This is a genomic window from Geodermatophilus sp. SYSU D00691, from assembly GCF_054050275.1.
Map to the genome: position 1 here is coordinate 203,917 of NZ_JBJGYZ010000003.1, position 26,715 is coordinate 230,631.

Genomic DNA, 26,715 nt, shown 5'->3' on the forward strand with positions numbered 1-26,715 from the left:
CGCGCCCGGTGGCCGACCGGCCTCGCGGTCGGCGGCTGTTCCCTCTGAGCTGGTCCGGTGTGCGCCGCTGTCAGGCCCGCGCCGGGACGGCGACGCTGAGCAGCACGACGCTGTCCTCGTCAGCCCGCAATCCGTGTCGCCGGTCCGGGATCGGCGCGGCCTGCAGCTCCGTCAGCTCGGCGACGTCGTCGCCGGCGACCAGGCGGACCCGCCCGCGCAGGACGAGGACGCTGGCCGCCCCCGGGCTCTCGTGCTCGTCGAGAGCGGCGCCTCGCCGGAGCGCGATGACCGTCTGCCGCAGTCCCTCGACCGGGTGCGGCAGGCTGCGAGCCGCGCGCCCGGCGGAGTGCGCGGCCGCCCGGTCGAGCAGCTCGTCGGCGAGCCGGTGCAGGTCGAGGACGTCGTCCGCCAGCATGCGACCACTGTCGTCCGGTCCCGGGCTGCTCGCTCCACCGGGCGCGGGGTCCGGGGTGCCGGTCCCGTCCGGGTCCACGATGCCCGCAGGTTCGCAGGGTGCGTGCGCTGCGCGGAGAGGCCGAAGGCCCCACCCGTGGTGACCTTCGCTCGGTGCCCGGACCGGGGCCCCTGCGCAGGCTCGGAGGGGCCGGAGCTCCGGCGGGGACATCGGGAGCCGGGCGAGCGGGAGGAGCCGGCCGTGATGGAGGGCTGGTACGTCGGCGACCACGCGACCGGCCGGACCTGGTCCGGTGTGGGGGGTCCTCCTCGCCGGGAGGCGCGCGGCGAGCTCCGCGAGGAGCAGTACCGCCCGCCGCCGGCCTCGCCGTGGGACACCGGCGCGCGGACCCGCTGACGGCCGGCCCGCGCAGATGACGTCCCCGGGGCACGCGCTCGGTGGCCCTGCCACGGCTCCCCGCGCATCTCCACAGCCGAACAGGAGGTCGATCCGTGGACACCACCCTCTTCTCCACCGACACCACCGGCCTGCCCGAGGCCACGAGTCCGGAGGTCCTCGAGCTCGACGACGGCGACGAGTTCAGGCTGCGCCCCGGTCCGGTCGCCAAGCGGCTGGGCGACACCACCGTGCGGATGCTCGGCTACAACGGTTCGATCCCCGGCCCCACGTTGAGGGTCCGGCAGGGTTCGGAGCTCGTCGTGCACGTGACGAACGGCACCGATCTCGACACCACGGTGCACTGGCACGGGCTGCGGCTGGAGAACCGCTTCGACGGCGTGCCCCACGAGACCCAGGCGCCGATCCCACCCGGCGGCGAGTTCACCTACCGCATCCAGTTCCCCGACCCGGGCCTGTACTGGTACCACCCGCACATCCGGGAGGACGTGACCCAGGAACTGGGGCTCTACGGCAGCATCCTGGTCGAGCCGGCCGAGCCGGGCTACTGGCCGCCGGCGCACCGCGACGTCGTGCTCACGCTCGACGACCTGCTCCTCGAGGACGGCGCCGTCGCCCCCTTCAGCCGCACCGAGACCAACTACGCGGCGATGGGTCGCTACGGCAACGTGATGCTCACCGGCGGAGAGACCGCCCCGGCGTTCACCGCGAGGACCGGTGAGGTCGTCCGGCTGTGGCTGGTCAACACCGCCAACACCCGCGTCTTCCGGGTCACGGTCCCCGGGGTCCGGATGAAGCACGTGGGCGGGGACAGCGGGCGCGTGGAGCGCGAGGAGTTCGTCGACGACGTGGTGCTGGCCCCCTCCGAGCGGGCGGTCCTCGACGTGCTCTTCGACCGGCCGGGGGAGTTCGGGCTGGAGCACCGCACCCCGAACCGGACCTACCGGCTGGCGGCGATCACCGTCACCGGCGAGGTCGCCGAGCCGCCGCTGGCCGAGCAGTTCGCGGTGCTGCGCACCGCGCCGGAGCTGGCCGCCGAGCGGGAGCAGCTCGACGGGTGGCTGGCCGCGCCGCCGGACAAGATCCTCGCCGTCGTCGCGGAGATGGACGACCCGAACGCCCAGGCAGCGGCCGGGCCGGTGACCTACGCCTGCCCGATGCACCCCGAGGTGGTCGGTGATCAGCCGGGGCGCTGTCCGGAGTGCGGGATGAAGCTCATGGCGACCGCACCGGCGACGACGTACGCCTGCCCGATGCACCCGGACGTGGTCAGCGACGAGCCCGGGCGCTGCCCGCAGTGCGGCATGAAGTTGATGGCGACGGCGCCCGACGCCGGCGGTTCCAGCGGCCACGGCACGGGGCACGGTCACGACGCGGGCCACGCGCACGCCCACCACCCCGCCTCCGCCACCTCCGACGGGATCGAGTGGGAGGACGAGATGGCGGACCTGAACCGGGCCACCACGGCGGAGACGATGCGCTGGAAGCTGCTGGACCGCACCGCCGGCGGCGCCGGGCTGCCGGTCGACTGGCGGTTCACCGTCGGGCAGCGGGTGAAGATCCGGCTGGTCAACGAGATGGACTCGGACCATCCCATGCACCACCCGTTCCACATCCACGGCGCCGGCCGCTTCCTCGTCCTCGCCCGGGACGGGGCCGCAGAGCCCAACCTGGTGTGGAAGGACACCGTGCTGATCCCGACCGGGCAGACCGTCGACCTGCTGCTCGACGTCACCAACCCCGGCCTGTGGATGGCGCACTGCCACATCGCCGAGCACATGCACTCCGGGATGATGTTCAGCTTCACCGTGGACCGGGCGGCGGCCCCGTGACCGCCCCGGTCGAGCCGTACGACGTCGTCGTCGTGGGGGGGGGGGAGGCCGGCCTGGCCGCCGCCTGGCACCTGCGCGAGCAGGGGTTCCGCTTCCTCGTCCTGGAGGCGGCGGAGGAGCTCGCGCACGCTTGGCGCACCCGGTGGGAGTCGCTGCGGCTGTTCACCCCGGCCGAGCACGACGCGCTGCCGGGCCTGCCGTTCCCGGCAGCGGCCGGCACGTACCCGGGCAAGGAGGCGGTCGCCCACTACCTGCGCGACTACGCCGCCGCCTTCCACCTGCCCGTGGAGCTGAACGCCCGGGTCACACGGCTGCAGCGCACCGACACCGGATTCAGCGTCGGCACCGCCGAGCGGACGTACACGGCTCGGCAGGTCGTCGTGGCCACCGGACCCTTCCAGACCCCGTTCGTCCCCCCGCTGGCCGCCGGGCTGGACGGCTCGGTGACCCAGCTGCACAGCGCCGCCTACCGCAGCCCCGACGCCCTGCCCGCAGGCCCCGTGCTGGTCGTCGGCGGCGGCAACTCCGGCTTCCAGATCGCCGAGGAACTGGCCGCGACCCGGCCGGTGGAGCTGTCGGTCGGCTCGGCCTACCCGGCGCTGCCGCAGCGGCTGCTCCGCCGCGACCTGTTCTGGTGGCTGACGAGGCTGCGCCTGCTGCGGGTGACCGCCGGCTCCCGGCTCGGCCGCCGGATGCAGACCCGCGGCGAGTTCCTCATCGGCAGCAGCCGGCGCCGCCTACGGCGGGCCGGCGTCCGGTTCCGGCCGCGGCTGGCCGACGCCGCCGGCCGCACGGTCCGGTTCGCCGACGGCACCAGCCGGGAGGTCGGCGTCATCGTCTGGGCGACCGGCTACCGGCCCGACTACTCCTGGATCGACGTCCCGGGCGTGCTCCGCGACGGCCGCGTCGTCCATCGCCGTGGCGTCACCGACGTCCCGGGGCTGTACTTCCTCGGGCTGTCCTGGCAGCACACCCGCGGCTCGGCGCTGCTGGGCTTCGTCGCCGACGACGCCGCCCACGTGGTGCGCGCCGCCGCGACGAGCAGCGTCCGGGTACCCGGACCGCGCGGTGCGCCCGATGCGCGGGCCGCCCCGGACGACGTCCCGACCTGACCGCCGACCAGCGGGAGGAGACCGCCATGCCCAGCGCCGAGAAGGTCCTCGCGTTCGCCGTCCACCCGGGGGTGACGCCCCTGGACCTCATCGGCCCGCTCACCGTGCTGAAGACCCCCGGCATCGGGGGTGCGCGGTACCGGACCGTCGTGGTCGGCGAGCGTGTCGAGGAGCTATCCACCGACACACCGCTGCACCTGCTGCCGGCCGCCACCTTCGACGACGTGCCGGATCCGTGGGCGGTGATCGTGCCCGGCGGTGGCGCGAGCACCCTCACCGCGATGGAGGACGAGCGGCTGCTGTCCTACGTCCGCTCGACCGCCGCCGGGGCGGAGGTCGTGGGCTCCACCGGCAACGGGGCGCTCGTCCTGGCGGCCGCCGACCTGTTGCACGGCAAGCGGGCGGCCGTCCACTGGGCGTACGCCGAGCCGCTGGCCGAGCTCGGCGCCATCCCCGCCGCCGACCGGTGGCTGGCCGACGGCCGGCTGCACACCGCCGCCGGCGGCACGGCGGGGATGGACATGACGCTGACGCTGCTGGCCCGGCTGCGCGGCCACGCGGTCGCCCGGCTGGCCCAGCTGTTCGGGGAGTACGACCCGCAGCCACCGTTCGGCCGGGTGGGGTCGGACCCTGGCGACGACGAACTGGCCCGGATGCTGCGCGGGCCGGGCCAGCCTGTGGCGGACCCCGGCGCGGGCGACGAGCGGCTCATCGCCTTCGTGCTCTACCCGGGGCTGACCGTGCTGGACCTGGTCGGGCCGCTACAGGTGCTGACCATGCTGCAGCGGTTCGCTCCGGGCCACCGCACCGTCACCGTGTGGGCCCGCCGCGAGCCGGTGCCCACCGACGCCGGTGTGCGGGTGGTCCCCGACCGGACGTTCGAGGAGGTCCCCCACCCGGCGATCGTGCTCGTGCCCGGCGGCGCGATGCCCACCATCCGTGCCATGAGCGACCCGCTGGTCCGCGACTACGTGCGCTCCACGGCCGCGTCCGCGGACCTGGTCACGTCGGTCTGCACGGGCTCGTTGATCCTCGGCGCGGTCGGGCTGCTCGAGGGGCGCCAGGCCACGACCAACTGGTTCTACTCCGGGATCCTCGAGAGCCTGGGCGCCACGTACCAGCAGCGCAGATGGGTCGAGGACGGCAACCTGGTCATGTCCGCCGGGGTGTCGGCCGGCATCCACATGGCCCTGCACCTCGCCGCCCGCCTGACCGACGAGGCCACCGCCCGCCGGGTGCAGCGGGCGGTCGACTACGACCCGCAACCGCCCTGGGGCGGCATCGACTACGCCCGCATCCCGCCGCTGCCGCGCGCCATGCGCGGCGCGATCGGGCTGACCGCGCCGGTCGTGACCGCCCGGCCCAAACGGCTCGCCCGGGCCGGGCGCTGAGGCACCCCGCCCCCCTGACCGCGCGACGGGAGGATGTTGCGGGCGCCCACGCGCGGGAGGGTGGAGCCATGCCCAACCGCCTGGCCGGTGCCACCAGCCCGTACCTGCTCCAGCACGCCGACAACCCCGTCGACTGGCGGGAGTGGGGCGAGGAGGCGTTCGCCGAGGCCCGGCGGCGCGACGTCCCGCTGCTGATCTCCATCGGTTACGCGGCCTGCCACTGGTGCCACGTGATGGCCCACGAGTCGTTCGAGGACGACGCCACCGCGGCGCAGATGAACGCCGACTTCGTCTGCGTCAAGGTCGACCGCGAGGAGCGGCCGGACGTCGACAACGTCTACATGACCGCCACCCAGGCGCTGACCGGGCACGGCGGCTGGCCGATGACCGTCTTCGCCACCCCCGACGGCCGGCCGTTCTACTGCGGCACCTACTTCCCGCCCCGCCCCGCCCACGGCATGCCCGCCTTCCGGCAGGTCCTCGCCGCCATGGCCGACGCGTGGCGCAGCAGGCGCGACGACGTCGAGGCGGCCGGTGGCCGGGTCGCCGCCGCGATCGCGGGCCGGCTGCAGCTGGAGCCGGGGCCGCTCTCGGCCGAGCTGCTCGACCGGGCGGTGGACGCGCTCGGGCGCAGCTTCGACGCGCGCGCCGGCGGGTTCGAGGGGGCGCCGAAGTTCCCGCCGTCCATGGTGCTGGAGTTCCTGCTCCGGCACTCCGCGCGGACCGGCGACGAGCGGGCGCTGCACATGGCCAGCCGCACCCTCGAGGCGATGGCCCGCGGGGGCGTGTACGACCAGCTCGCCGGCGGCTTCGCCCGCTACTCGGTCGACGCCGGCTGGGTCGTGCCGCACTTCGAGAAGATGCTCTACGACAACGCCCTGCTGCTGCGGGTCTACCTGCACCTGTGGCGCGCCACGGGTGCGGACTGGGCCCGGCGGGTCGCCGACGACACCGCCGCCTTCCTGCTGCGCGACCTGGCCACGCCCGAGGGCGGGTTCGCCTCGGCGCTGGACGCCGACACCGACGGCGTGGAGGGGCTGACCTACGTCTGGACGCCGGACCAGCTGGTCGACGTGCTGGGCGAGGACGACGGCCGGTGGGCCGCCGGGGTGTTCGAGGTGACCGCCGCCGGCACCTTCGAGCACGGCTCGTCCACCCTGCAGCTGCTCCGCGACCCCGACGACCCCGCTCGCCTGGCCGAGGTCCGGCGTCGGCTGCTCGAGGCGCGGGGCAGGCGACCCCAGCCGGCCCGCGACGACAAGGTGGTGACCGCCTGGAACGGACTGGCCCTCGCCGCCCTCGCCGAGCACGGCGTGCTGACCGGCGCGGGGGAGTCGCTGGCCGCCGCCCGGCGCGCGGCCGAGCTGCTCGCCGACGTGCACCTGGTCGGCGGCCGGCTGCGGCGGGTGTCCCGGGGAGGCGTCGCGGGGGCACCGGCCGGCGTGCTCGAGGACTACGGCGACCTGGCCGAGGGGCTGCTCGCGCTGCACCAGGCGACCGGGGAAGGCCGGTGGCTGGAGCTGGCCGGGGATCTGCTCGACGTCGTGGTCGACCAGTTCGTGGACGCAGACGGCTGGCACGACACGGCGGCCGACGCCGAGGCGCTGGTGCACCGGCCGTTCGACCCCGGGGACGGTCCCACCCCGAGCGGCATCGCGGCGGCGGCCGGCGCGGCCGTCACCTACGGCGCGCTGGCCGGCGCCCCGCGGCACCGAGAGGTCGGGGAGGCCGCGCTCGCGCTGCTGGCGCAGCTCGTCGAGCGGGCGCCGCGCGCGGCGGGCTGGGCGGCGGCGGTCGGTGAGGCGCTGCTCGCCGGCCCGCTGGAGGTGGCGGTGAGCGGCCCGGCGGGCCCGGCGCGCGACGAGCTGGCCGCCGCGGCCCGGGCCTCGGCCAGTCCCGGCGCGGTCGTCGTCGTGGGCGAGCCCGACGCCCCGGGCGTCCCGCTGCTGGCCGGCCGGCCGCTCGTGGACGGCCGGCCGGCGGCCTACGTCTGCCAGGGGTTCGTCTGCTCGGCACCGGTCACGGACGTGTCCGCTCTCAGCGCAGCGATGGTGTCTTCCTGATCGCCGTCGTCGTGCTTACCGTGTAACCGTGTAATCAACGACGCCAGGGAGGGTGTCATGCACGGACATCGGTTCGCCGGAGAGCACTTCGCCCGCGAGTTCGCCCGCGCCTGGGGCGGCAAGGGCCGCGGCCGCGGTGCGGAGACCGGTCCGCCGGTCGACCGCGGCGAGGTGGCCGGCTGGTTCGCCGGACGGCTGCCCGACGGCTGGTTCACCGGCCCCGTGGAGCTGATCGTGGACCGCGACGAGATCACGGTGATCGGCACGCTGCCCGAGCCCGAGGCCGGCGAGGGCGACGCGGCCGCCGCCCGCGCCGGACGCATCGCGCGCTTCCGCGAGGACACCCGCGAGCAGCGGATGGCCATCGCCGACGCCGCCCAGGAGCGCTACGGCCGCTCCGTGGCCTGGGGCGCGGTCTGCGGGGACGTCCGCGAGGTCTTCACCAACCTGTCGGTGCCGGTGATGACCCGGCTGCGGCAGCCCGAGCGGCTGGTGCTGGACACCCTCGTCGACGCCGGTGTCGCCCGGTCCCGCTCGGAGGCGCTGGCCTGGGCGGTGCGGCTGGTCGGCCGGCACACCGACGACTGGCTCACCGAGCTGCGCGAGGCGATGGCGTCGGTCGAGGAGGTCCGGGCCCGGGGACCGGAAGTGGGCTGACCGGCCCCACCGGGACGGCCGTCGGTCCCTGGCGCCGTCGGCGCACCACCGCCGACGATCCCCTGGTGCCCGTCGCTCCCACCCGTCCGGTCCTGCTGGACCTGGTGCGCCGGCTCGGGGCGACGCGGACCGGCGTCTGGGTTGTCGGCCACGTCGTCTCGCCGGTGCAGCGGGAGCTGTACCGCCGGACCGGTGGCCGGGTGTCGGTGACCGGTAGCGCGCCGGTGCTCCTGCTCACCACCACCGGACGCCGCACGGGGCGAGGGCGGACGGTGCCGCTGCTCTACCTCCGTGACGGCGACCGGCTCGTCGTCTGCAACGTGAACCCGGGCTTCGAGCGGACGAACCCCTGGGTGCTCAACCTGCGGGCCGACCCGCACGCGCGGGTCCTCGTGGGCCGGCACTCCTCGCCGGTGACCGCGCGCCCGGCGACCACCGCCGAGGCGGACCGCTACTGGCCGCGTCTGCTGTCGTTGTGGCCGGCGTACCGGACCTTCGCCGACCGGGGTGGCGAACGGTCGATCTTCGTCCTGGAGCCGTCGCCGTCCCGGTGACCGTGCCACCCTCGGGGGCATGGCCGAGCTCTGGGTGCTGCGGGCGGCCTACGGCGAGCTCGCCGACGTCCTGTCCTCGGTGACCCCCGAGGAGCAGTGGCGGCCGACCGGCTGCACCGGCTGGTCGGTGCTCGACCTGGCCCTGCACCTGGTGGAGGACGCGCACCGTGCGCTGGTCGCGCTCGCGACGCCGGTCGAGGGGCCGCCCGTGGTCGACGCGGTCGCGTACTGGCGGCCGGACGCGCCACCCTCGGGGGAGGAGGCCGACGACCTGGTCGCCGTCCGCGTCGCCGCCGCGGTGCAGGGCGGGATCGAGGTCCTGGCCCGCCGGTACGCCACCGCGTCGGCGGCCGTGCTCGTGGCGGCCGGCCGGGTGCCGGCCGGCGAGCTGGTCGGCAACCAGGGCGCGCCGATGACGCTGTCCGACCTGACCTCGACGCTCGTGGTCGAGGCGACGGTGCACCACCTCGACCTGGTCCGGCACCTCGACCGGCCCGGCCCGGTGGCCGGCCCGCTGGCCGAGGTGCGCCGGGTGTTCGAGGGGCTGTTCGGCGGGCCGCTCCCCGCCGGGTGGGACGACGCCACCGCCGCCCTGCGCGGGGCGGGACGGGAGCCGCTGACCGAGGCCGACCGCGCGGAGCTCGGCGCCGCGGCCGGCCGACTGCCGGTCCTCGGCTGACCCGGGCGCCGGCAAGGGACACTGGGGGCGTGACCGCCGCCGAGCCGACCTCGACCGACGTCCTCGTCGTGGGCGCGGGGCCGGCCGGCGCCGCCGCTGCCGCGTGGGCGGCCCGGGCCGGCCGGGACGTCGTCCTGGCCGACGCCGCGGTGTTCCCGCGGGACAAGGCGTGCGGCGACGGGCTGACCCCGCGCGCGATCGCCGAGCTGGAGCTGCTCGGCCTGGGCGACTGGGTGCGCAAGCGCGGCCGCAACCGCGGGCTGCGCGCGGCGGGCTTCGGGCAGGAGCTGCTGCTGCCCTGGCCCGGCGGCTCGCTGCCCGACCACGGCGGCGCCGTCCCGCGGACGGTGCTCGACGCGCGGATCCGCGAGGTCGCCCTCGCCGACGGTGCGGTGCCGGTCGAGGGGGCGCGGGCGGTCGACGTCGAGCGGGACGGCGACCGGGTCACCGGCGTCGTGTTCGACCGCGGAGACGGCGTCCGGACGACGATCGGCTGCCGGCGGCTCGTCGTGGCCGACGGCGCGCGCTCACCGCTGGGCCGCGTGCTGGGCCGCGAGTGGCACCGGGAGACCGCCTACGGCGTCGCGGCGCGGGGCTACGTCCGCTCGGGCCGCAGCGACGACGAGTGGATCTCCTCGCACCTGGAGCTGCGCGGCGTCGACGGCGAGCTGCTGTCGGGCTACGGCTGGGTGTTCCCGCTGGGCGACGGCGAGGTCAACATCGGCGTCGGCACGCTGGCGACGGCGAAGCGGCCGGCCGGCGTGCAGCTCAAGGCGCTGATGGAGGTCTACGCCGAGAGCCGCCGCGAGGAGTGGCAGCTCGACGGGCCGGTGCGCGCGCCGGCGTCGGCGCTGCTGCCGATGGGCGGCGCCGTCTCCGGCGTGGCCGGCCGCAACTGGGCGCTGGTCGGCGACGCGGCCGGCTGCGTCAACCCGCTCAACGGCGAGGGCATCGACTACGGGCTGGAGACCGGCCGCGACCTCGCCGCGCTGCTCGACGAGCCCGACTGGTCGCAGGCGTGGCCGGCGACCCTGCGCCGCAACTACGGCACCGCGTTCTCGATCGCCCGCCGGCTGGCCGGGCTGCTCACCGTGCCGCGGCTGCTGCCGGCGGCCGGTCCGGTCGGCATGCGTTCGCGGGCGCTGATGACGCTGGCCCTGCGGGTGATGGGCAACCTCGTGACCGACGAGGACGCCGACTGGGTGGCCCGCACCTGGCGCCGCGCGGGCGCGTGGTCGACCAGGCGCGACGCCCGCCCGCCCTGGACCTGAGGAGAGGGGGCCCGGAGGGTCCCCCGAGGAGCGACGGGAACGGCGGCCGGCGGGCAGGGAACGGCACCTGGCCGCTCATCTGACGGAGTCAGATGAAGGGAGAGTTGTACATCGCGAAGTACACCGCGATGTAGTGGCAGATCGCGGCCACGATGGTCATCGCGTGGAAGACCTCGTGGTAGCCGAAGACGCCAGGCCAGGGGTTCGGCTTCTTGAGCGCGTACGCCACCCCGCCGAGCGTGTAGAGCACGCCGCCGACGGCGAGCAGCACCAGGGACGCGACTCCCGCGATGTGCAGGATGTCGGTGAGCACGAAGACGGCGACCCAGCCCAGCGCCACGTACAGCGGGACGCCGACCCAGCGCGGCGCCGTCGGCCAGGTGAGCTTGAGCGTGACGCCGGCCAGCGCGCCCGCCCAGACGATGCCCAGCACCCAGTAGCCGGTCGGGTCGTCGACGGCGAGCAGGGAGAACGGCGTGTAGGTGCCGGCGATGAACAGGAAGATCATCGAGTGGTCGAGCCGCTTCATGATCTTCCAGCCGCGCGGTGACCAGCGGCGCCGGTGGTACAGCGCGCTGACGCCGAACAGCCCGCAGATGGTCACCGAGTAGACGGCCACCGAGAAGCCCGCCCGCGCGCCGAGCACCGAGGCCAGGGGGATGAGGACGGCGCCGCCGACGATCGCGCCGAAGAACGCGAACAGGTGCAGCCAGCCGCGCAGACGCGGGCGGGTGTCGGGGTGGTCCCAGTCGTCGTCGGCGAAGTCGGCGGCGGTCCACGCGTCCTGGACCTGCTCGCCCTCCTCGAGGACGGTGGCCACGGCCTGGGCGCGCGGCGCCTCGAGTTCCGCCCCGTCGGCCTCGACCCGGACGGGCTCGCGGTCAGGGGGAAGAGCGCTCATGCCCCGAGGTTACGGACCCGTAGGTAATGCGGCACCAGGAGTGGGCTGTGAGCTCGGGAACGGACGGCGACGGCATCCGCGCAGGTACGGCGCGGTACGAGTGGGTGATCGCCCGGGGGCCTAGGGTGACCCCCGTGGGGGCGCGCCAGATCGTTCGCGACGCACTGACCCGGGTGTACGAACGACGGCTCGCGCGCGCCCTGGAGGGCGCCGACATCCCGCGCCACGTGGGCGTGATCATCGACGGCAACCGCCGCTGGGCGCGCGACATGGGGCTGGACGACGTCAGCGAGGGCCACCGCCGCGGCGCCGACACGATCGCCGACTTCCTGGGCTGGTGCGACGAGGCCGGGGTCGGGGTCGTCACGATCTTCATGCTCTCCACCGACAACCTCTCCCGCCCCGACCCGGAGCTGCTCCCGCTGCTGCGGATCATCGAGGGCGTCGTCGAGGACCTGTCCGCCGTCCACCGCCGCTGGCACCTGCGCGCGGTCGGCGCGCTGGAGCTGCTGCCGGCCGAGACCGTCGCCGTCCTCAAGCAGGCCGAGGAGCTGACCCGCGACCGGCCGGGCGCGACGGTCAACCTCGCCGTCGGCTACGGCGGGCGGCGGGAGATCGCCGACGCCGTCCGGTCCCTGCTGTCCGAGCACGCCGAGCGCGGCACGTCCCTCGACGAGCTGGTCGAGGTGCTCGACGTCGAGCACATCGCCGAGCACCTCTACACCCGCGGCCAGCCCGACCCCGACCTGATCATCCGCACCAGCGGCGAGCAGCGGCTGTCGGGCTTCCTGCTCTGGCAGACCGCGCACGCCGAGTTCTACTTCACCGACGTCTACTGGCCGGACTTCCGCCGGGTCGACTTCCTGCGGGCGTTGCGCGACTACTCCGCGAGACACCGCCGTTTCGGCTCCTGACAGACTCGCGCGCATGGTCGACGTCCCCCTGGAGTACGTGCGGTTGGGCCTGCGGTTCGACCGCCTCGAGGCCGGCTTCGTCGACGCCTACACCGGTGACCCGCGCGTCCGCGCGGAGGTCCAGGACGAGCCGGCGCCCACCCCGCAGCAGCTGCGCGACCGGGCCCGCGACCTGCTCCGCGAGCTCGACTCCGCCGACCTGCCCGACGACCGGACGGCGTTCCTGCGCGGCCAGCTGACCGGCCTGGAGGGCAGCGCCCGGAAGATGAGCGGCGAGCCGGTCGGCTTCGTCGAGGAGGTGTCGGCGTACTTCCAGGTCGACGTCGAGCTCGGCGACCCGGCGGTCTATGCGGCCGCGCACGCCGAGCTGGAGACGCTGCTGCCGGGCAGCGGCCCGCTCGCCGAGCGCTACGCGGCGCACCGCCGCCGCGAGGAGTGCCCGCCGGACCGGCTGGAGGCGGCGGTGCACGCGCTGTCCAGCGCGCTGCGCGACCGGGTGCGGGTCGACTACGGGCTGCCCGAGCTGGAGACCGTCGCCTACGAGGTGGTCACCGACCAGCCCTGGTCGGGCTTCAACTACTACGAGGGCGGCTTCCGCTCCCGCGTGGCCATCAACGCCGACCTGCCGCACCGACTCGGGCAGCTGCCGCACCTGGTCGCGCACGAGTCCTACCCGGGCCACCACACCGAGCACTGCCGCAAGGAGCAGGGCCTGGTCGACAAGGCCGGCCGGGTCGAGCACACCGTCTTCCTGGTCAACACCCCCGAGTGCCTCATGGCCGAGGGGCTGGCCGACCTCGGCGTCGAGGCCTCGATCGGCACCGGCTGGGGATCGTGGGCCGCGGAGGTCCTGGGCGACCTCGGGCTGCGGCTCGACGGCGAGCTCGCCGAGCGGATCTCCGCCGCGGCCGCCCCGCTCAACCGGGTCCGCCAGGACGCCGCCGTCCTGCTGCACGACCGCGGGGCCGACGCCGCCGAGGTGACGGCGTTCCTCCAGCGCTGGTCGCTGGTCAGCGCCGAGCGGGCGGCCCAGCAGCTGCGCTTCCTCACCCACCCGCTGTGGCGGGCCTACATCTCCACCTACGTCGAGGGCTTCGAGCTGCTGGCCCGGTGGCTGGCCGCCCGCCCGGAGGGCGTGCCGGTGGCCGACCGCTTCCTGCGCCTGCTCGACGAGCCGCTGACCCCGGCCGGGATCGCCGGCGAGCTGCGGACCGTTTGACCGGCATGGCTCGGCGCACCCCCCGTCAGTCCCGCGCCCTGGGCCTGTGGACGGCGGCGTGGCTGTTCGTGCTCCTGGTCGCGCTGCTGCTCTGGCTGGGCGACCTGACCCTGCAGTGGCCGGTGCTGCTGGTGCCCCTCCTCTGGGCGCTGGTGGCGGTCCGCCCGCGGCCGGGGAGCGGCGCCGTCCGCCGTCGTCCCCCCGACCGGTGGGACGACGAGCCGCACGAAGACCGGTGGGACGACGACCGGTGGGACGACGGGTGGCCCCCCGCGCACGACGACTGGCCGCCTGCCCACGACGACCGCCCGCCCCGGCCGCGCACCCCGCCGACCCGCGAGCTGCCGTGGCTGCCCGAGGTGCCCCGGGATCGCCGGGAGGAGTGAGGCCGCTGTCCGCGACCGCCGCGGCACAGTGGGCGCATGTCGGCCACGCGCCTGCTGCTGCTCGGGGCGGTCGGCGTGGCGGGGGCTCTGCCTGACCGCCGCTGGCGGTGCTCGGCTGGTGGTTCGGCGTCGGGAGGTCCGCCGCGAGTCCAGTTGATGCGACTGGGACGGGTGGTTCCCTCGCAGGGGGGACACGCCGCCTGCTCGTCACGCAACTGTCACCGGGCCGTCCTACCGTCCTCCGTGGAGGGCGAGCACACCTCGTCCTCCACGGGAGGCCCGGTTGGTGCTGACGAGTTCGTCGACCAGGGGGGCCGGTGCCCGGCCCCTGCGCCGGGACCCGGTCACCTTCGAGCCGGGGCGCAGCACGCGCTCCAGGGGAGTCGACTCGTGAGTACTCGCCGCACGTACGTCCTCGACACCTCCGTCCTCCTCTCCGACCCCGGGGCGCTGCTGCGCTTCGGCGACTCCGACGTGGTGCTCCCGCTCGTCGTGATCGGGGAGCTCGAGGACAAGCGCAACCACCCCGAACTGGGCTGGTTCGCCCGTCAGGCGCTGCGGATCCTCGACGAGCTGCGGGTGGCCCACGGCCGGCTCGACGCCCCGGTGCCGGTCGGCGACTCGGGCGGCACGCTGCACGTCGAGCTCAACCACAGCGACGCCTCGGCGTTGCCGGCCGGGTTCCGCAACGACAGCAACGACTCGCGGATCATGGTCGTGGCGCTCAACCTGCGGGCCGAGGGGCGCGACGTCTGCCTGATCACCAAGGACGTGCCGCTGCGGGTCAAGGCCGCCGCCGTCGGCCTGGACACCGACGAGTACCGGGCCCTGGACGCCGTCGACGCCGGCTGGACCGGCATGGCCGAGCTGGCGCTCGACGACGCCGAGCTCGACACCCTGTACGAGGCCGGCGAGGTCTACGTCCCGGGCGCCGCCGAGCTGCCGACGCACACCGGCCTGGTGCTGCTGTCCTCCCGCGGCTCGGCGCTGGGGCGGGTGACGCCCGACAAGCAGGTGCGGCTGGTGCGCGGCGACCGCGAGGCGTTCGGGCTGCACGGCCGCTCGGCGGAGCAGCGGGTGGCGCTGGACCTGCTGCTCGACCCGGAGATCGGCATCATCTCCCTCGGCGGGCGGGCCGGCACCGGCAAGTCCGCGCTGGCGCTGTGCGCGGGCCTGGAGTCGGTGATGGAGCGGCGGGCGCACAAGAAGGTGGTCATCTTCCGGCCGCTGTACGCCGTCGGCGGTCAGGAGCTCGGCTACCTGCCGGGCAGCGAGGGCGAGAAGATGTCGCCCTGGGCGCAGGCCGTCTACGACACCCTCGGCGCGCTGGTCTCCAAGGACGTGCTCGACGAGATCGCCGCGCGCGAGCTGATCGAGGTCCTGCCGCTCACCCACATCCGCGGTCGCTCGCTGCACGACTCGTTCGTGATCGTCGACGAGGCGCAGTCGCTCGAGCGCGGCGTCCTGCTCACCGTGCTGTCGCGGCTGGGCAGCGGCTCGCGGGTGGTGCTCACCCACGACGTGGCGCAGCGGGACAACCTGCGGGTCGGCCGGCACGACGGCGTCACGGCGGTAGTGGAAAGCCTCAAGGGCCACCCGCTGTTCGCGCACGTGACGCTCACCCGCTCGGAGCGCTCCGCGATCGCCGCGCTGGTCACCGAGATGCTGGAGGACCTCCCCCTCTAGCGGTCTGATCGCCCGCTCTTCGCGCGCTCCGCCCGTGCTGCAGTGCGGGTGCTCCGCGCGAAGAGCGGGCGATCAGCGCAGGCGGGCCATCACCCGGCGGCCCAGCAGCCCCGGGGTGTCCAGCTCCGACCACACCCAGCGGACCATGCCGAAGCCCTCGTCGCGCAGGGCGTCCTCACGCCGCTTCTCCTCGAAGACGGCGTCGCCCGGCGACTGCCCCGGTCGCAGCAGCCGGCCGTACTTCACCCGCCCGTCGAACTCGCCCAGCAGTCGGGCTTCCCGCCAGCCGAAGTCGCACCGGCCCACCAGCAGACCGTCCGGACGACGGACCTCCACCTGCAGATCGGGCAGCGGCAGTCCCAGCTGGATCATCACCGCTCTGCTGCGGCTCTCCCCGACGCTCTCGCTCCGCCCGTCCGCCGCCTCGACCACCCGCCTGGCGGAGCGGCTTCCCCGGCTACCGGCCGTCGCCTCCAGCACTCGGCGGAGGTCGTCGGGGGTGGTGGTGCCGGCGTGCAGCGCGGCGTCGGCGACCGCGAGGGCCGGTGCGAACGGGAGGGTCCGCGCCAGGTCCACGACCGTGCGCGCGACCGCGGTGACGGGGACGGTCCCGACCGCCACGACGTCTTCGTCGGCCAGCCTGGCCGCATGCGAGCGGAGCCGGGTGCCGCTGTCGGTGCGCGCCGGTGGGCGGCGCGTGATGTGCACCTGCGTCAGCGGGACGCCCCACAACGGAAGACCGTGCAGGGCGGCGGCGGAGGCGTGGCTGACCACGGCCGGCGTGCGCAGCCCGGCGAGCGTCGCGTGCACGACCAGCAGATGACGAGCCCGGCGGCTCAGCGGACGGTCGCCGGCGAGGTAGGCGCCCCGCTGCAGCGGCACCCAGTCGCCACGTCGGCGCATCCGGGCGATCTCGTCGTCCACGAACCCCTGCCGCAGCGCCGTCTGTCGCAGCACCAGCGGGGGCAGGTCCTCGTGCGGCTCCGTCCTCACGCGGCAAGGTTCGCGGCTGCCCGCCCGGCGCGGCACCGCCCGACGGGAACCTGTGCACCGCCACCGCGGCTGTGGACACGCCACGCATCACCCGTTCTCCACGCGGACAGCACGTGCTGCAGCGCGGGCGGTGCGTGAGAAGAGCGGGCGAAGCGGCCGGGCGCGCCCGGGTCAGGCGGTGGGCGTCGGGTCGGCCGGCTCGGTCGCGCGCCTCGAGGGGGCAGGGGTGCGGGGCTTGCTGGCCCAGCGGAGCAGCGCCACCGCCAGGTAGGCGGCCAGCAGGCACCAGGGCAGGCGAGCGGTCATCTCCTCGACGGTGAGGTCGCCGCGCACGTACATCGCCAGCAGCGGCAGCGACAGCAGGAAGCCCACCCCCAGGACGTCCCAGCGCAGCGGGCTCATGCCTCGAGCGTCTCCAGCCGCTCGCACAGCACCGAGGCCCAGCGGTGCGGCGTCGCCGGGACGCCGTCGAGGAGGGCCACGGGGGTGTCGATCCGCGCCAGCACGGCGGCCGGGTCGGCGGACAGGTCGCTGTCCTGGACGACGAGGGCGTCGACCCGGGGCAGCCCGCCGAGCCACTGCTCCAGGTCCTCGGGCTTGCGGGTGGCCTCGACGACCGCCCAGACCGCCGACGGCGACCAGATGGCCAGCATCTGCGACATCCAGTAGGCGTCGGTGCGCAGCGGCGCGTCCACCGCGACGATCGTCATCGTGCCGGCGCGGGCGGCGTCGGACCGGCGCTCGATCGCGGCGTCGATGGTGGTGATCCGGCTGCTCTTCGCGGCCAGCGCGGCCAGGTCGCCGCGGGTCGCCCACTGCACCCGCTCGGGGTCCAGCCGCAGCGTCGCGGACAGCGAGCGCGCCGCGCGGAGGGTCTCCACGCCCGGCCCGACGAGGAACAGCACCTCACCGGGGCCGGTGGGGACCGCCGGTGCCACCGGCAGCCCACCGGCCAGCGCCGAGGTCAGCGCGGCGTAGGTGCCCGAGGTCGCGGCCGCGCCGGCGAAACCGTCGCCGAGCAGCCCGGCGGGGACGCCGAGGGCGGTCAGCCGGGCGGCGACGTCCGCGGCCGGAGCCGGAGCCGGGGCGGCCGGGACCGGGTCGGCGGCCGGGGAGGCCACCGGAGCAGCGGCACGGACCGGCGCCGGGGCGACGTCCTCGAAGCGGAGGGCGGCGGAGGACTGGGGCACGGGCGTCTCCTCGACGGTGGACTCGGCCGGCCCGACGTGGTCGACGTCGGGCAGCGGCGCGAACGGCAGGCGCACCACCCGGGCCAGGGGAGCGGCCGGCGCGGGGGCCGGCATCGGCGCCGTCGTCGGCTCGACGGACCGCGCCGACGCCGAGGCGGCAGCGGGCGCCGGGGCCGGGCGCGACGGTGCGGGCGGGACCGGGGGCAGTCCGCCGCGCCGCCCCGACAGCGGCGGCAGCAGCGACAGCGGGGACATGACGGTGGTGGCGTCCAGCGGCATCGGCGCCGGGTCGCTGGCCGTCCGGGCCAGCGGCGGCATCGGCAGCTCGGCGCGCGCCTCGACCGGCTCCGGCTCGACGGCCACCGGCTCGGGCTCCACGGCCACCGGCTCGGGCTCCACGGCGACCGGCTCGGCGACGGCCTGGACGACCGGCTCGGCCACGGGCTCCTCGACGACCGGCTCGGCGGGCCGGGCCGGCTCGTGCAGCACGACCTCGGCGAAGATCGGCTCGTCGACCGGCGTCTCGGCCGGCAGGTCCAGCGTGACGGTCACCGACTCGGCCGTGTCGGCGGGGACGGCGGCGTCGTGGCCCGGGCCCAGGTCGGTGCCGGCGAAGACCGGCTCGGCGGGCAGCAGCGGCTCGGCGGGCGGCTGCGGCTCGGCGGCCAGGGCGGTGGCGGGCGACGAGCCCGCCAGCACCGTGCGCAGCAGGTCGGCGAGCGCCTCGTCGGACTGCCCCTGCGCCAGCGCCGCGCGCAGGACGTCGGCGATCGCCTCCTCGCGGGTGGACGACGCCGGAGCCGGCTCGGGCGCCGGCTCGGGCGCAGCAGCCTCGGCCGCCCACGCCGGGGACACCATCGGGTGCACCCCGGGGGACTGCTCGCCCTGCTCGTCCACCGGTTCCTCCTCCTGGTGCTGCGCACCCGGCTCCGGGTGCTCGGCACCCGACTGTGCTGACTTCTCGGCCGCGCGGACGACCGACGCCCAGTTCGGCCGCGGGAGCTCGTCCTGGCCCTGCTCCCCGGCCGGCTCGGCGAGCGCTTCCTGCACCGCCTGGCGGACCTCGCGGTCCCCCGACACCATGCGCGCCAGCGCGGCCGTGAAGGGGGACGGCGCGGCCGACGCGCCGGTCCCCGGGACCACATCTCCCTCGTCGTCCGCGTCCACCACCGGCCACACGGGCACCGCGTCCTTCACCCTCGACCGGGCGGGCTCGGCACCGCCGGTGCGCATGGCCCGCGCCGCCATCGCCGCCGGCACGACGGCCGACCTGCGGACGCTCTCGGTGGTGGCGCGCTGGAAGGCGCTGCGCGTGTAGGTGGGCACCGGCTCGGCGGGCGCGTCCGAGCCGAGCAGGTCGGCCAGCTCGTCGACCGGGTCCGCGGTGCGGGCGGTCAGCCGCGCGAGCGACTCGGCGGCGACGCGGGCCCGCTCGTCGAGCGAGGCGGAGCGGGCGGGCGAGGGGACGCTCGTCGAAGCGGCCGGGGCCTCGGGGTCGACCTCGGCGATGTAGCGCTCGGTCGCGAAGAAGCCCAGCACGCCACCCGAGCGCACCCGCCGGACGCCGACGACGCGCGCCGTGGGCCCGAACTGCTCCCGGGCCGCGGCGATGGCGTCGTCACGCGAAGCGGCCTCAACGGATCGCAACGGCACCGCTCACCACTCCCAGCGACTCGATCTGCGCTGTCCGGGAGACCTCGGTGTAGGAGATCACCGGCAGCCTGGGCAGGACCTGGCGGATGAGCCGGGCGAGGGCCGCCCGGACCTGCGGGGAGCAGACCAGGACCGGGGAGAGGCCGGAGCGCTCGGCCTCCTCGAGCATCCCGGAGCAGCCGTGGACGAGGGCGTCCACGGTGCCGGCGTCGAGGGCGAGCACCTGGCCGCCGTCGGTCTGCCGGATCGACTCCAGCAGCCGCTGCTCGAAGGCCGGCTCCAGGGTCATCACGTGCAGCCGCTCGTCGGGGGTGACGTAGGGCTGGCTGATCGCCGAGCCGAGGGCCGAGCGGGCGGCCTCGACCAGCCCGTCGAGGTCGGTGGAGGTCTTCGCGCGCAGGGAGAGCGCCTCGAAGATGCGCACCAGGTCGCGGATCGAGACGTTCTCCTCGAGCAGCGCGTGCAGCACCCGCTGGATCTCGCCGAGCGTGAGCAGCGTCGGGGTGAGCTCCTCGACGACGATCGGGTGCGAGCGGCGCACCATCTCGACCAGCAGCTTGACGTCCTCCCGGCCCAGCAGGTCGGCGGCGTTCTGCCGCACGACCTCGGCCAGGTGGGTGGTGATGACCGAGGAGCGGTCGACGACGGTGGCGCCGGCCATCTCGGCCTGCCGCTGCAGCTCGATCGGCACCCACTTGGCGGGCAGCCCGAACACCGGCTCGCGGGTGGCCCTGCCCGGCAGCCCGTCGAGGTTGTCGCCGATGGCCAGGACGGTCCCGGCCGGGGAGATGCCCTTGGCCGCGGGGACGCCGTTGAGCCAGATGACGTACTGCGAGGAGGGCAGGTCGAGGTTGTCGCGGGTGCGCACCAGCGGGATCACCAGGCCGGTGTCCATGGCGACCTTCCGGCGCAGCGCCTTGACGCGGTCGAGCAGGTCGCCGCCGCGGGCGGAGTCGACCAGGTCGACCAGGTCGAAGGCGACCTCGAGCTCGAGCGGGTCGACCCGCATCTTCTCGGCGATGGCCTCGGGGGAGTCGGGCTTCGGCTCGTTCTCGGCCGCGCGCGCCTCGGCCTCCGGGTCGACGACCGGGGCTTCCTTGATCCGCGAGGCGATCACCAGGAAGAGCACCCCGACGGCGAGGAACGGCAGCTTCGGCAGGCCGGGGATGAGGCAGAGCGCCAGCGCCGCGCCACCGGCGATGCGCAGCGGCTGCTTGTAGCGGCCGAGCTGGCTGAGCAGGTCGCTGCCCATGTCGGCGTCCGACGCCGAGCGGGTGACGATGATGCCGGTCGCGGTGGAGATCAGCAGCGCCGGGATCTGGGAGACCAGGCCGTCGCCGACGGAGAGCAGCGAGTAGGTCGTGACGGCGTCGGCGGGGGCCATGCCGAGCTGCATGACGCCGATCGCGAAGCCGCCGATGAGGTTGATCAGCGTGATGATGATCGCCGCGATCGCGTCGCCCTTGACGAACTTCGAGGCACCGTCCATCGAGCCGTAGAAGTCGGCCTCGGAGGTGACCTCCTCGCGCCGGTTGCGGGCGGTCTTCTCGTCGATCAGCCCGGCGTTGAGGTCGGCGTCGATCGCCATCTGCTTGCCGGGCATGGCGTCGAGGGTGAAGCGGGCGCCCACCTCGGCCACGCGGCCGGCACCGTTCGTGATGACGACGAACTGGATGATCGTCAGGATCACGAAGATCACGAGGCCGACGATCAGCGAGCCGCCGATGACGAAGTGGCCGAACGCCTCGATGACCTGGCCGGCGTAGCCGTCGGTGAGCACCAGGCGGGTCGAGGAGACGTTGAGCGCCAGCCGGAACAGCGTGGCGATCAGGATCAGCGACGGGAAGATCGCGAAGTCCAGCGTGCGCTTGATCTGCATCGCGACGAGCAGGATCAGCAGCGAGGCCGTGATGTTCAGGCCGATGAGCAGGTCCAGCACCGCCGCGGGCAGCGGGACGACGAGCATGAGCACGATCGCCACGACGCCGATCGGGACGGCGGCCTTGGACATCGTGCTCACGCCGTCCTACATCGGCGGGTCGGAGGGGGAGTGGTACCCCCGGCTCAGGCCGCGGCGCGGCGGCGGCCGGCCCGGGGCAGGCCCTCGACGTCCGGCGCCTCGAACCCGGGCCGGTGGAACCCGCCGCGCACGCCGCGCGCCGACAGGTGCATGACGAAGGCGAGCACGCGGGCGACCGCGGTGAACAGCTGCGCCGGCACCTCCTGGCCGACCTCGCACGAGGCGTGCAGGGCCCGGGCCAGCGGGACGTCCTGGACCATCGGCACCCGCGCCTCGGCGGCGATCTCGCGCAGCTTGGCGGCGATCACGTCGGCGCCCTTGGCGACCACCCGGGGGGCGCCCTTGTCCGGCTCGTACTTGAGGGCGACCGCGACGTGGGTGGGGTTGACCAGCAGGACGTCGGCCTCGCGGACGTCGCTCATCATGCGGTTGCGCGACATCGACATCTGCACCGAGCGCCGGTGCGCCTTGACGTGCGGGTCGCCCTCGGACTGCTTGTGCTCCTGCTCGATCTCGTACTTGCTCATCTTGAGCTGCTTCATCGTGCGCATGCGCGCGATCGTGTAGTCGGCGGCGGCGATGACCAGGCCGGTGACCGCGACCGACCGCATCAGCAGCACGGCGGCGTCGGTGAACGTGCTCACCACGGTCGACAGCGGCATGGCGCCCGACGCCGAGACCAGGCCGGTCACCCGGTCGCTGAGGGTGTAGACGACGGCGCCCAGGACGGCGGTCTTGATCAGCGCCTTCGCGGCCTCCCACCACCCGTGGACGCCGAAGATCCGCTTGACCCCCTTGAGCGGGTTCATCTTCTTGAAGCTCGGCTTGATCGACTTGGTGGCGAAGAAGATGCCGCCCTGGGCGGCCGAGGACGCCACGCCCACCAGCAGCAGGCTCAGCGCCAGCGGCAGGATCGTGGTGAGGAAGACCGTGAGCGACTCGCCCAGCAGCGCGCCGATCGCCTCGACCTCCGGGTCGTCGGCCACCGCGCCCACGTGCACGAAGAGGGCGCGGACCTCGGTGAACGTGTTCTCGACGAGCATGGGCAGCAGGACGCTCGCCGCCGCGACCCCGGCCCACGTCCCCAGTTCGGGGGTGCGGGCGACCTGCCCCTCCTTGCGCGCCTCCTTCAGGCGCTTGGGAGTCGGCTTCTCCGTCTTCTCACCACCCGGTCCGTCCTTGGCCACGGGTCACCCGCTCTTCAGCGACACGACGGCGCGGGCGGCGTGCTCGAGCAGCGTGTCCACGGCGGCCGGCAGCAGCGGGAAGCTCAGCGCCAGCATCATCAGCGTGAGGAAGATCTTCAGCGGGAAGTTGAGCGCGAAGATGTTCAGCGACGGCGCGGCGCGGTTGAGCAGGGCCAGCGCCACGTCGGCGAGCAGCAGGACGGCGACCATCGGGCCGGCGATCTGGATGGCGGCCAGGAACATCATCGACAGCGCCGTCATCAGCACCTGCGCCAGCTGCTCGGCGGGCACGTCCCCGCCGACGGGCAGGCCCTCGTAGGAGGTGGCGAAGCCGCGGACGAGCAGCAGGTGCCCCCCGCTGGTGAACAGCAGCGCGGTGGCCAGCATGTAGTGCAGGCGCCCGATCGTGCTGTTCATCGACAGCGACAGGGGGTCGTAGGCCGGCTGGAGGGAGAAACCACCGGTCAGGTCGATGATGTTGCCCGCCAGCTGCACCGCGGAGAACAGCAGCTGGACGACGAAGCCCAGGCCGGCGCCGATGGCCACCTCGGTGACCGCGGCGACGACCAGGAACCCCGGGGTGATCGTCGCGGGGAGGCCGGGCGTCACCAGGTGCAGCAGCGCGACCGACAGCGCGAGGGCGAGCGCGCCCTTGACCGCCGCCGGGACGCCGCTGGAGCTGAACGGCGGGGCGAGCAGCACGAAACCAGCCGCGCGGGCGGTGGCCAGCAGCAGGCCGGCCAGGGTGACCGCGGGGACCGTCAGGTCCATGGCTGCCTCAGGTCTGCCCGAGCAGGCTCGGGAGCATGTCGAACAGGCCCTGGGTGAACGAGACCATCTCCGCCAGCACCCAGTTCCCGGTCACCAGCAGGGCGATGGAGACCGCGATGATCTTGGGCACGAAGGTCAGCGTCTGCTCCTGGATCTGCGTCGCGGCCTGGAACAGCGAGATGGCGAAGCCCACCAGCAGCGCGGTCAGCAGCACGGGCGCCGAGACCTTGGCGGCCATCGCCATCGTCGCGACCGCGATCTCGGTGATCTGAGCGTCGGTCACGGCGCTACCCCGATCCGTACGAGTGAACGAGCGCCGTGGTGACCAGGGCCCAGCCGTCGACGACGACGAACAGCAGGAGCTTGAAGGGCAGCGCCACGATCGAGGGCGGCACCATCATCATGCCCATCGACATGAGCGCGGCGCTGACCAGCATGTCCAGCACCAGGAACGGGATGAAGACGACCAGCCCGATGATGAAGGCGCTCTTGAGCTCGGAGAGGACGAAGGCCGGGATGAGGGTGGTCATGCTGACCTCCTCCGGGGAGGCCGGGGCCTCCTCGCCGGAGAGCCCGATCATCAGCTGCAGCTCATCCTCGCGGGTGTTGGCCAGCAGGAACTCCCGCAGCGGGACGCTGCCGGCGTCGTAGGCCTGGCTCACGCCGATCTGCCCGTCCAGGTAGGGCTGGACGGCGACGTCGTTGATGTCGGAGAACACCGGCCCCATCACGAAGAGCGTGAGGAACAGGGCGATGCCGGTCATCACCTGGTTGGGCGGTGACTGGGCCAGGCCCAGCGCGTTCCGCACCAGCGACAGGACGACGACGATCTTGGTGAACGAGGTGCACAGCAGCAGCACCGACGGCGCCACCGAGAGCACCGTGATGGCGAGGATCAGGGTGATCGAGGTGCTCGGGCTGCCGCCGCCGACGGAGATGTCGACGCCGCCGTCCACGGCCGGCGCGGCGGGGTCGACCGGGGCGGTGGGTGCGGTCGGTGCGGTCGGCGCGGCGTGCGCCGGCCCGGCCACCAGCAGCGCGACCACCACGGCGGCCAGCGTCAGCAGCAGGACCAGCGCCAGCCGGCGTCGCGTGACCAGCGGGCGCCGGGCAGCCAGGGTGCCCGGGGTGCTCACGAGCGCCGGACCGTCTTCTCGCGCAGCTCCTGGACGAAGCTGCCCCAGCCGTTGCGGTCGAACACGCTGCCGGCCATCGCGCCGGACGACGCCCGCGCCGCGACCACCGGCGCCGGGGCGAGCTCCCGGCCCCCGTCCTCGGCCGGGGCCGGGGCGGGCCGGGGAGACTGCGCGGCGCGCGCGGCCTCGACGGTCCCGGGGTCGACCTCGGCGAGCAGGGTGACCTGCTCCTCGGTCGCCCCGACGACGAGGCAGACGTCGCCGATGCGCACCACGTTGACCGTGCTCGACCGGCCCATGCGCTGGCGGGCGACGACCTCGATGATGCCGTTGCCCGAGCCCAGCCCGCGCTTCCGGGCCACCCGCGCGGCGAACCACAGGACGAGGCCGACGAACGCCAGCGACAGGACCAGCCTGATGACCATCCACGTCATGTCGGGCGCCCGCTCAGAAGGCTTCGGCCGCGTCGGTGACGATCTCGCTGATCCGCAGGCCGAAGTCCTCGTCGACGACGACGACCTCGCCCCGGGCGATCAGGGTGCCGTTGACCAGCAGGTCGGCCGGCGCGCTCGCGGCGCGGTCGAGCTCGACCACCTCACCGGGGTGCAGCGAGAGCAGCTCCTGCACGGTCATGCGGGTGCGGCCGATCTCGACGGTGACCTCCATCGCCACGTGCCGCAGCAGGTCGAGGCTGCGCGAGCCGCCGGGCGCGGCCGCCGGCCGCGGGAGGTCGACCTGGAGCGCGAAGGTGGCCTGGTGCTCGCCGTCGGCCAGCAGGGGGACGGCGACGAACATGCCCTTGTCGCGCAGCCCGTCCAGGGCGGCGACCGGCTCCTCGACCCGCTCCGAGGCGACGCGGACGCGGCCGAGGGTGGCGGCGGCGGCCTCCAGCGCGGGACGCAGGGCGGCGGCGACGTCCAGCTTGCCGACGGGGGAGTTGGACAGGGCCTCCACGACGTCGGCCGAGACGACCAGGACGACGTCCCCGCTGACCTCGCCGGAGAGCCCGGCGGCGATCGCCGACGCGGCGGCCGGCGGGAGCGGGACGGTGTCCGGGTCGCTGACCGGCAGGCCGGGGACCAGCTCGCTGGTCGCCGGCACCAGCGCGGCCGCGGCACGCGCGGCCGCCGAGACCACCGCGGTGACGGTCTCGGTGTCGGAGTGCTCGGCGGTGCGGGGCGCGCTCATGCGGAGTCCTTCACGGATGCAGCGGGGGTGGGGACGATCGCGGCCGACAGCCGGCGGCGGTGGTTGCTGGCGATCGCGTAGGCGAAGACGGCGTCGTTGGTGGTGACCTCGAGCGGGCTGTCGCGCGGGTGCCGCAGCAGCAGCACGTCACCGACCGCCAGCGAGAGCAGGTCCTCGGAGGAGACGGTCAGCGGCGCGAAGCGGACGCTCACGTCGACCGGGACGAGGTTCAGCCGCGCGGCGAGGGCCTCGGCGGCGCGCTTGCGCTTGCGCAGCGCCGACTCCGACAGCTGCGGCGAGGCGGCGTTGTTCAGCGCGTGCGCGAACGAGGAGAACGGCAGCACCAGGGTGGCCTTGCCCTCGCGCTGGCCGATGGCCATCGTGAAGGAGGCGACCATGACCGTGTCCGAACCGGCCGCGGCCTGGGCCAGCTGCGGGTTGTACTCGATGCTGTCGACCTCGGGGTGCACGGTCGTGACCGGCGCGAACGAGGCGGCGAACTCGTGCAGCAGGCGGTCGAGGAGGTGCCCGTGGATCGCGCTCTCCATGCCGGTCATCGGCCGGTTGGGCTGCTCCGCCGTGCCGGACCCGCCGAGCATGTGGTCGACGGTGGCCATCGCCATGTCGAGCGGGTAGGCGAGCATCCCCTTGCCGGCCAGCGGCTCGATGGTGAAGGTCGCGATGAAGACGGGCTCGGGCAGCGTCGCGACGTAGTCGTCGTAGGAGAACTGCTCGATGCCGTCGAGCTCGAGCCGGGCGCCGGCGCGCAGCATCGAGGTCAGGTGCGTGGTGGCCTGGCGGGCGAACGCCTCCTGCGCGATCTGCAGGACGCGGACGTGCTCGCGGGAGAGCTTCGTCGGCCGGCGGAAGTCGTACGTGCGGGGGGCGTGCCGCTTGCCGCGTGAGCCGAAGGCCTGGGACGAGGGGCCGCCGGGGGCCACAGCCCCGGGGGCGGCACCGGTCTCGGGTCGGGTCACGTCCCCCCTCATCGGCGGGGGTGGTGGTCACCCTGACGGGCTGTCGGGAGTTGCCGTCGTCCCGCGGGAGAGCTGTGACTGCTGGGACCGGCATGTGCGCGAAGTGCCAGTCCCGGGGCCCGGG

At 74.7% G+C, this 26,715-nt stretch carries 26 protein-coding genes; 13 read left to right on the forward strand and 13 right to left on the reverse strand.

Translation table 11 applies throughout. The features are described 5' to 3' along the window. Positions 1-70 precede the first annotated feature (70 nt). Entirely contained in the window at positions 71-415 is a 345-nt protein-coding gene (locus ACI797_RS03650) for a LuxR family transcriptional regulator (protein ID WP_456857149.1), read from the reverse strand. 240 nt (positions 416-655) lie between these two features. Here ACI797_RS03650 and ACI797_RS03655 point away from each other — a divergent pair, with 240 nt between their 5' ends. The 9 genes from ACI797_RS03655 to ACI797_RS03695 all read left to right on the forward strand — a co-directional run bounded on the left by ACI797_RS03655 (position 656) and on the right by ACI797_RS03695 (position 10,370). Continuing rightward, a complete protein-coding gene (locus tag ACI797_RS03655; RefSeq protein ID WP_456857150.1) occupies positions 656-811 on the forward strand; it encodes a hypothetical protein in 156 nt (51 codons plus the stop codon). Positions 812-906: 95 nt separating this feature from the next. Continuing rightward, positions 907-2,643, forward strand: coding sequence for a multicopper oxidase domain-containing protein (locus ACI797_RS03660; protein ID WP_456857151.1), 1,737 nt, complete (start codon positions 907-909; stop codon positions 2,641-2,643). Continuing rightward, positions 2,640-3,755 carry a flavin-containing monooxygenase gene (locus ACI797_RS03665; RefSeq protein WP_456857152.1) on the forward strand — a complete coding sequence of 372 codons (1,116 nt, stop codon included), beginning with the start codon at positions 2,640-2,642 and terminating at the stop codon, positions 3,753-3,755. The genes ACI797_RS03660 and ACI797_RS03665 overlap by 4 nt, the downstream gene beginning before the upstream one ends. A 26-nt stretch (positions 3,756-3,781) precedes the next feature. Then, the gene (locus ACI797_RS03670) at positions 3,782-5,146 is read left to right on the forward strand and encodes a DJ-1/PfpI family protein (RefSeq protein ID WP_456857153.1); all 1,365 of its coding nucleotides are present in this window, start codon (positions 3,782-3,784) and stop codon (positions 5,144-5,146) included. Positions 5,147-5,214: 68 nt separating this feature from the next. Further along, on the forward strand, positions 5,215-7,209 hold the full coding sequence (locus ACI797_RS03675; protein WP_456857154.1) for a thioredoxin domain-containing protein: 1,995 nt from the start codon (positions 5,215-5,217) through the stop codon (positions 7,207-7,209). Positions 7,210-7,266: 57 nt separating this feature from the next. Then, entirely contained in the window at positions 7,267-7,866 is a 600-nt protein-coding gene (locus ACI797_RS03680; RefSeq protein WP_456857155.1) for a hypothetical protein, read from the forward strand. Between the two features lie 65 nt (positions 7,867-7,931). After that, positions 7,932-8,420 (forward strand): nitroreductase/quinone reductase family protein, encoded by a 489-nt coding sequence (locus tag ACI797_RS03685; RefSeq protein ID WP_456857156.1) that lies wholly within the window; start codon positions 7,932-7,934, stop codon positions 8,418-8,420. A gap of 19 nt (positions 8,421-8,439) precedes the next feature. Then, complete coding sequence (locus ACI797_RS03690; RefSeq protein WP_456857157.1) at positions 8,440-9,099, forward strand: maleylpyruvate isomerase N-terminal domain-containing protein; 660 nt, start codon at positions 8,440-8,442, stop codon at positions 9,097-9,099. 29 nt (positions 9,100-9,128) lie between these two features. Beyond that, entirely contained in the window at positions 9,129-10,370 is a 1,242-nt protein-coding gene (locus ACI797_RS03695) for a geranylgeranyl reductase family protein (protein WP_456857158.1), read from the forward strand. An 88-nt stretch (positions 10,371-10,458) separates the two neighbouring features. Here the strand turns inward: ACI797_RS03695 and trhA are convergent, their stop codons facing one another. Next, positions 10,459-11,271, reverse strand: a complete 813-nt coding sequence (gene trhA, locus ACI797_RS03700) for a PAQR family membrane homeostasis protein TrhA (RefSeq protein WP_456857159.1) — start codon at positions 11,269-11,271, stop codon at positions 10,459-10,461. 47 nt (positions 11,272-11,318) lie between these two features. Here trhA and ACI797_RS03705 point away from each other — a divergent pair, with 47 nt between their 5' ends. The 4 genes from ACI797_RS03705 to ACI797_RS03720 all read left to right on the forward strand — a co-directional run bounded on the left by ACI797_RS03705 (position 11,319) and on the right by ACI797_RS03720 (position 15,476). Further along, positions 11,319-12,185: an isoprenyl transferase gene (locus tag ACI797_RS03705; protein WP_456857160.1), complete on the forward strand. Its 867-nt coding sequence runs from the start codon at positions 11,319-11,321 to the stop codon at positions 12,183-12,185. 13 nt (positions 12,186-12,198) lie between these two features. Further along, positions 12,199-13,404: a DUF885 domain-containing protein gene (locus ACI797_RS03710; RefSeq protein WP_456857161.1), complete on the forward strand. Its 1,206-nt coding sequence runs from the start codon at positions 12,199-12,201 to the stop codon at positions 13,402-13,404. 5 nt (positions 13,405-13,409) lie between these two features. After that, complete coding sequence (locus tag ACI797_RS03715) at positions 13,410-13,790, forward strand: hypothetical protein (protein WP_456857162.1); 381 nt, start codon at positions 13,410-13,412, stop codon at positions 13,788-13,790. Positions 13,791-14,180: 390 nt separating this feature from the next. Next, positions 14,181-15,476, forward strand: a complete 1,296-nt coding sequence (locus ACI797_RS03720) for a PhoH family protein (protein WP_456857163.1) — start codon at positions 14,181-14,183, stop codon at positions 15,474-15,476. Between the two features lie 72 nt (positions 15,477-15,548). Here ACI797_RS03720 and ACI797_RS03725 read toward each other — a convergent pair whose 3' ends face one another. The 11 genes from ACI797_RS03725 to ACI797_RS03775 form a co-directional block, all read right to left on the reverse strand. Further along, positions 15,549-16,469, reverse strand: coding sequence for a type IV toxin-antitoxin system AbiEi family antitoxin domain-containing protein (locus tag ACI797_RS03725; RefSeq protein ID WP_456857164.1), 921 nt, complete (start codon positions 16,467-16,469; stop codon positions 15,549-15,551). 171 nt (positions 16,470-16,640) lie between these two features. Continuing rightward, entirely contained in the window at positions 16,641-16,871 is a 231-nt protein-coding gene (locus ACI797_RS03730) for a hypothetical protein (protein WP_456857165.1), read from the reverse strand. After that, on the reverse strand, positions 16,868-19,312 hold the full coding sequence (locus tag ACI797_RS03735; protein WP_456857166.1) for a hypothetical protein: 2,445 nt from the start codon (positions 19,310-19,312) through the stop codon (positions 16,868-16,870). The genes ACI797_RS03730 and ACI797_RS03735 overlap by 4 nt, the downstream gene beginning before the upstream one ends. Further along, complete coding sequence (gene flhA, locus ACI797_RS03740) at positions 19,293-21,323, reverse strand: flagellar biosynthesis protein FlhA (RefSeq protein WP_456857175.1); 2,031 nt, start codon at positions 21,321-21,323, stop codon at positions 19,293-19,295. Before flhA ends, ACI797_RS03735 begins: the two co-directional genes overlap by 20 nt. Before the next feature lie 53 nt (positions 21,324-21,376). After that, complete coding sequence (locus ACI797_RS03745) at positions 21,377-22,519, reverse strand: EscU/YscU/HrcU family type III secretion system export apparatus switch protein (RefSeq protein ID WP_456857167.1); 1,143 nt, start codon at positions 22,517-22,519, stop codon at positions 21,377-21,379. 3 nt (positions 22,520-22,522) lie between these two features. Next, positions 22,523-23,290 carry a flagellar biosynthetic protein FliR gene (gene fliR / locus ACI797_RS03750; RefSeq protein ID WP_456857168.1) on the reverse strand — a complete coding sequence of 256 codons (768 nt, stop codon included), beginning with the start codon at positions 23,288-23,290 and terminating at the stop codon, positions 22,523-22,525. 7 nt (positions 23,291-23,297) lie between these two features. Then, positions 23,298-23,573, reverse strand: coding sequence for a flagellar biosynthesis protein FliQ (fliQ, locus tag ACI797_RS03755; protein ID WP_456857169.1), 276 nt, complete (start codon positions 23,571-23,573; stop codon positions 23,298-23,300). Between the two features lie 4 nt (positions 23,574-23,577). Then, a complete protein-coding gene (gene fliP, locus ACI797_RS03760) occupies positions 23,578-24,426 on the reverse strand; it encodes a flagellar type III secretion system pore protein FliP (RefSeq protein ID WP_456857170.1) in 849 nt (282 codons plus the stop codon). Further along, positions 24,423-24,860: a FliO/MopB family protein gene (locus tag ACI797_RS03765; protein WP_456857171.1), complete on the reverse strand. Its 438-nt coding sequence runs from the start codon at positions 24,858-24,860 to the stop codon at positions 24,423-24,425. Before ACI797_RS03765 ends, fliP begins: the two co-directional genes overlap by 4 nt. A 13-nt stretch (positions 24,861-24,873) precedes the next feature. Next, positions 24,874-25,614 carry a flagellar motor switch protein FliN gene (fliN, locus tag ACI797_RS03770; protein WP_456540780.1) on the reverse strand — a complete coding sequence of 247 codons (741 nt, stop codon included), beginning with the start codon at positions 25,612-25,614 and terminating at the stop codon, positions 24,874-24,876. Further along, positions 25,611-26,591, reverse strand: a complete 981-nt coding sequence (locus tag ACI797_RS03775) for a flagellar motor switch protein FliM (RefSeq protein ID WP_456857172.1) — start codon at positions 26,589-26,591, stop codon at positions 25,611-25,613. Before ACI797_RS03775 ends, fliN begins: the two co-directional genes overlap by 4 nt. Positions 26,592-26,715 lie beyond the last annotated feature (124 nt).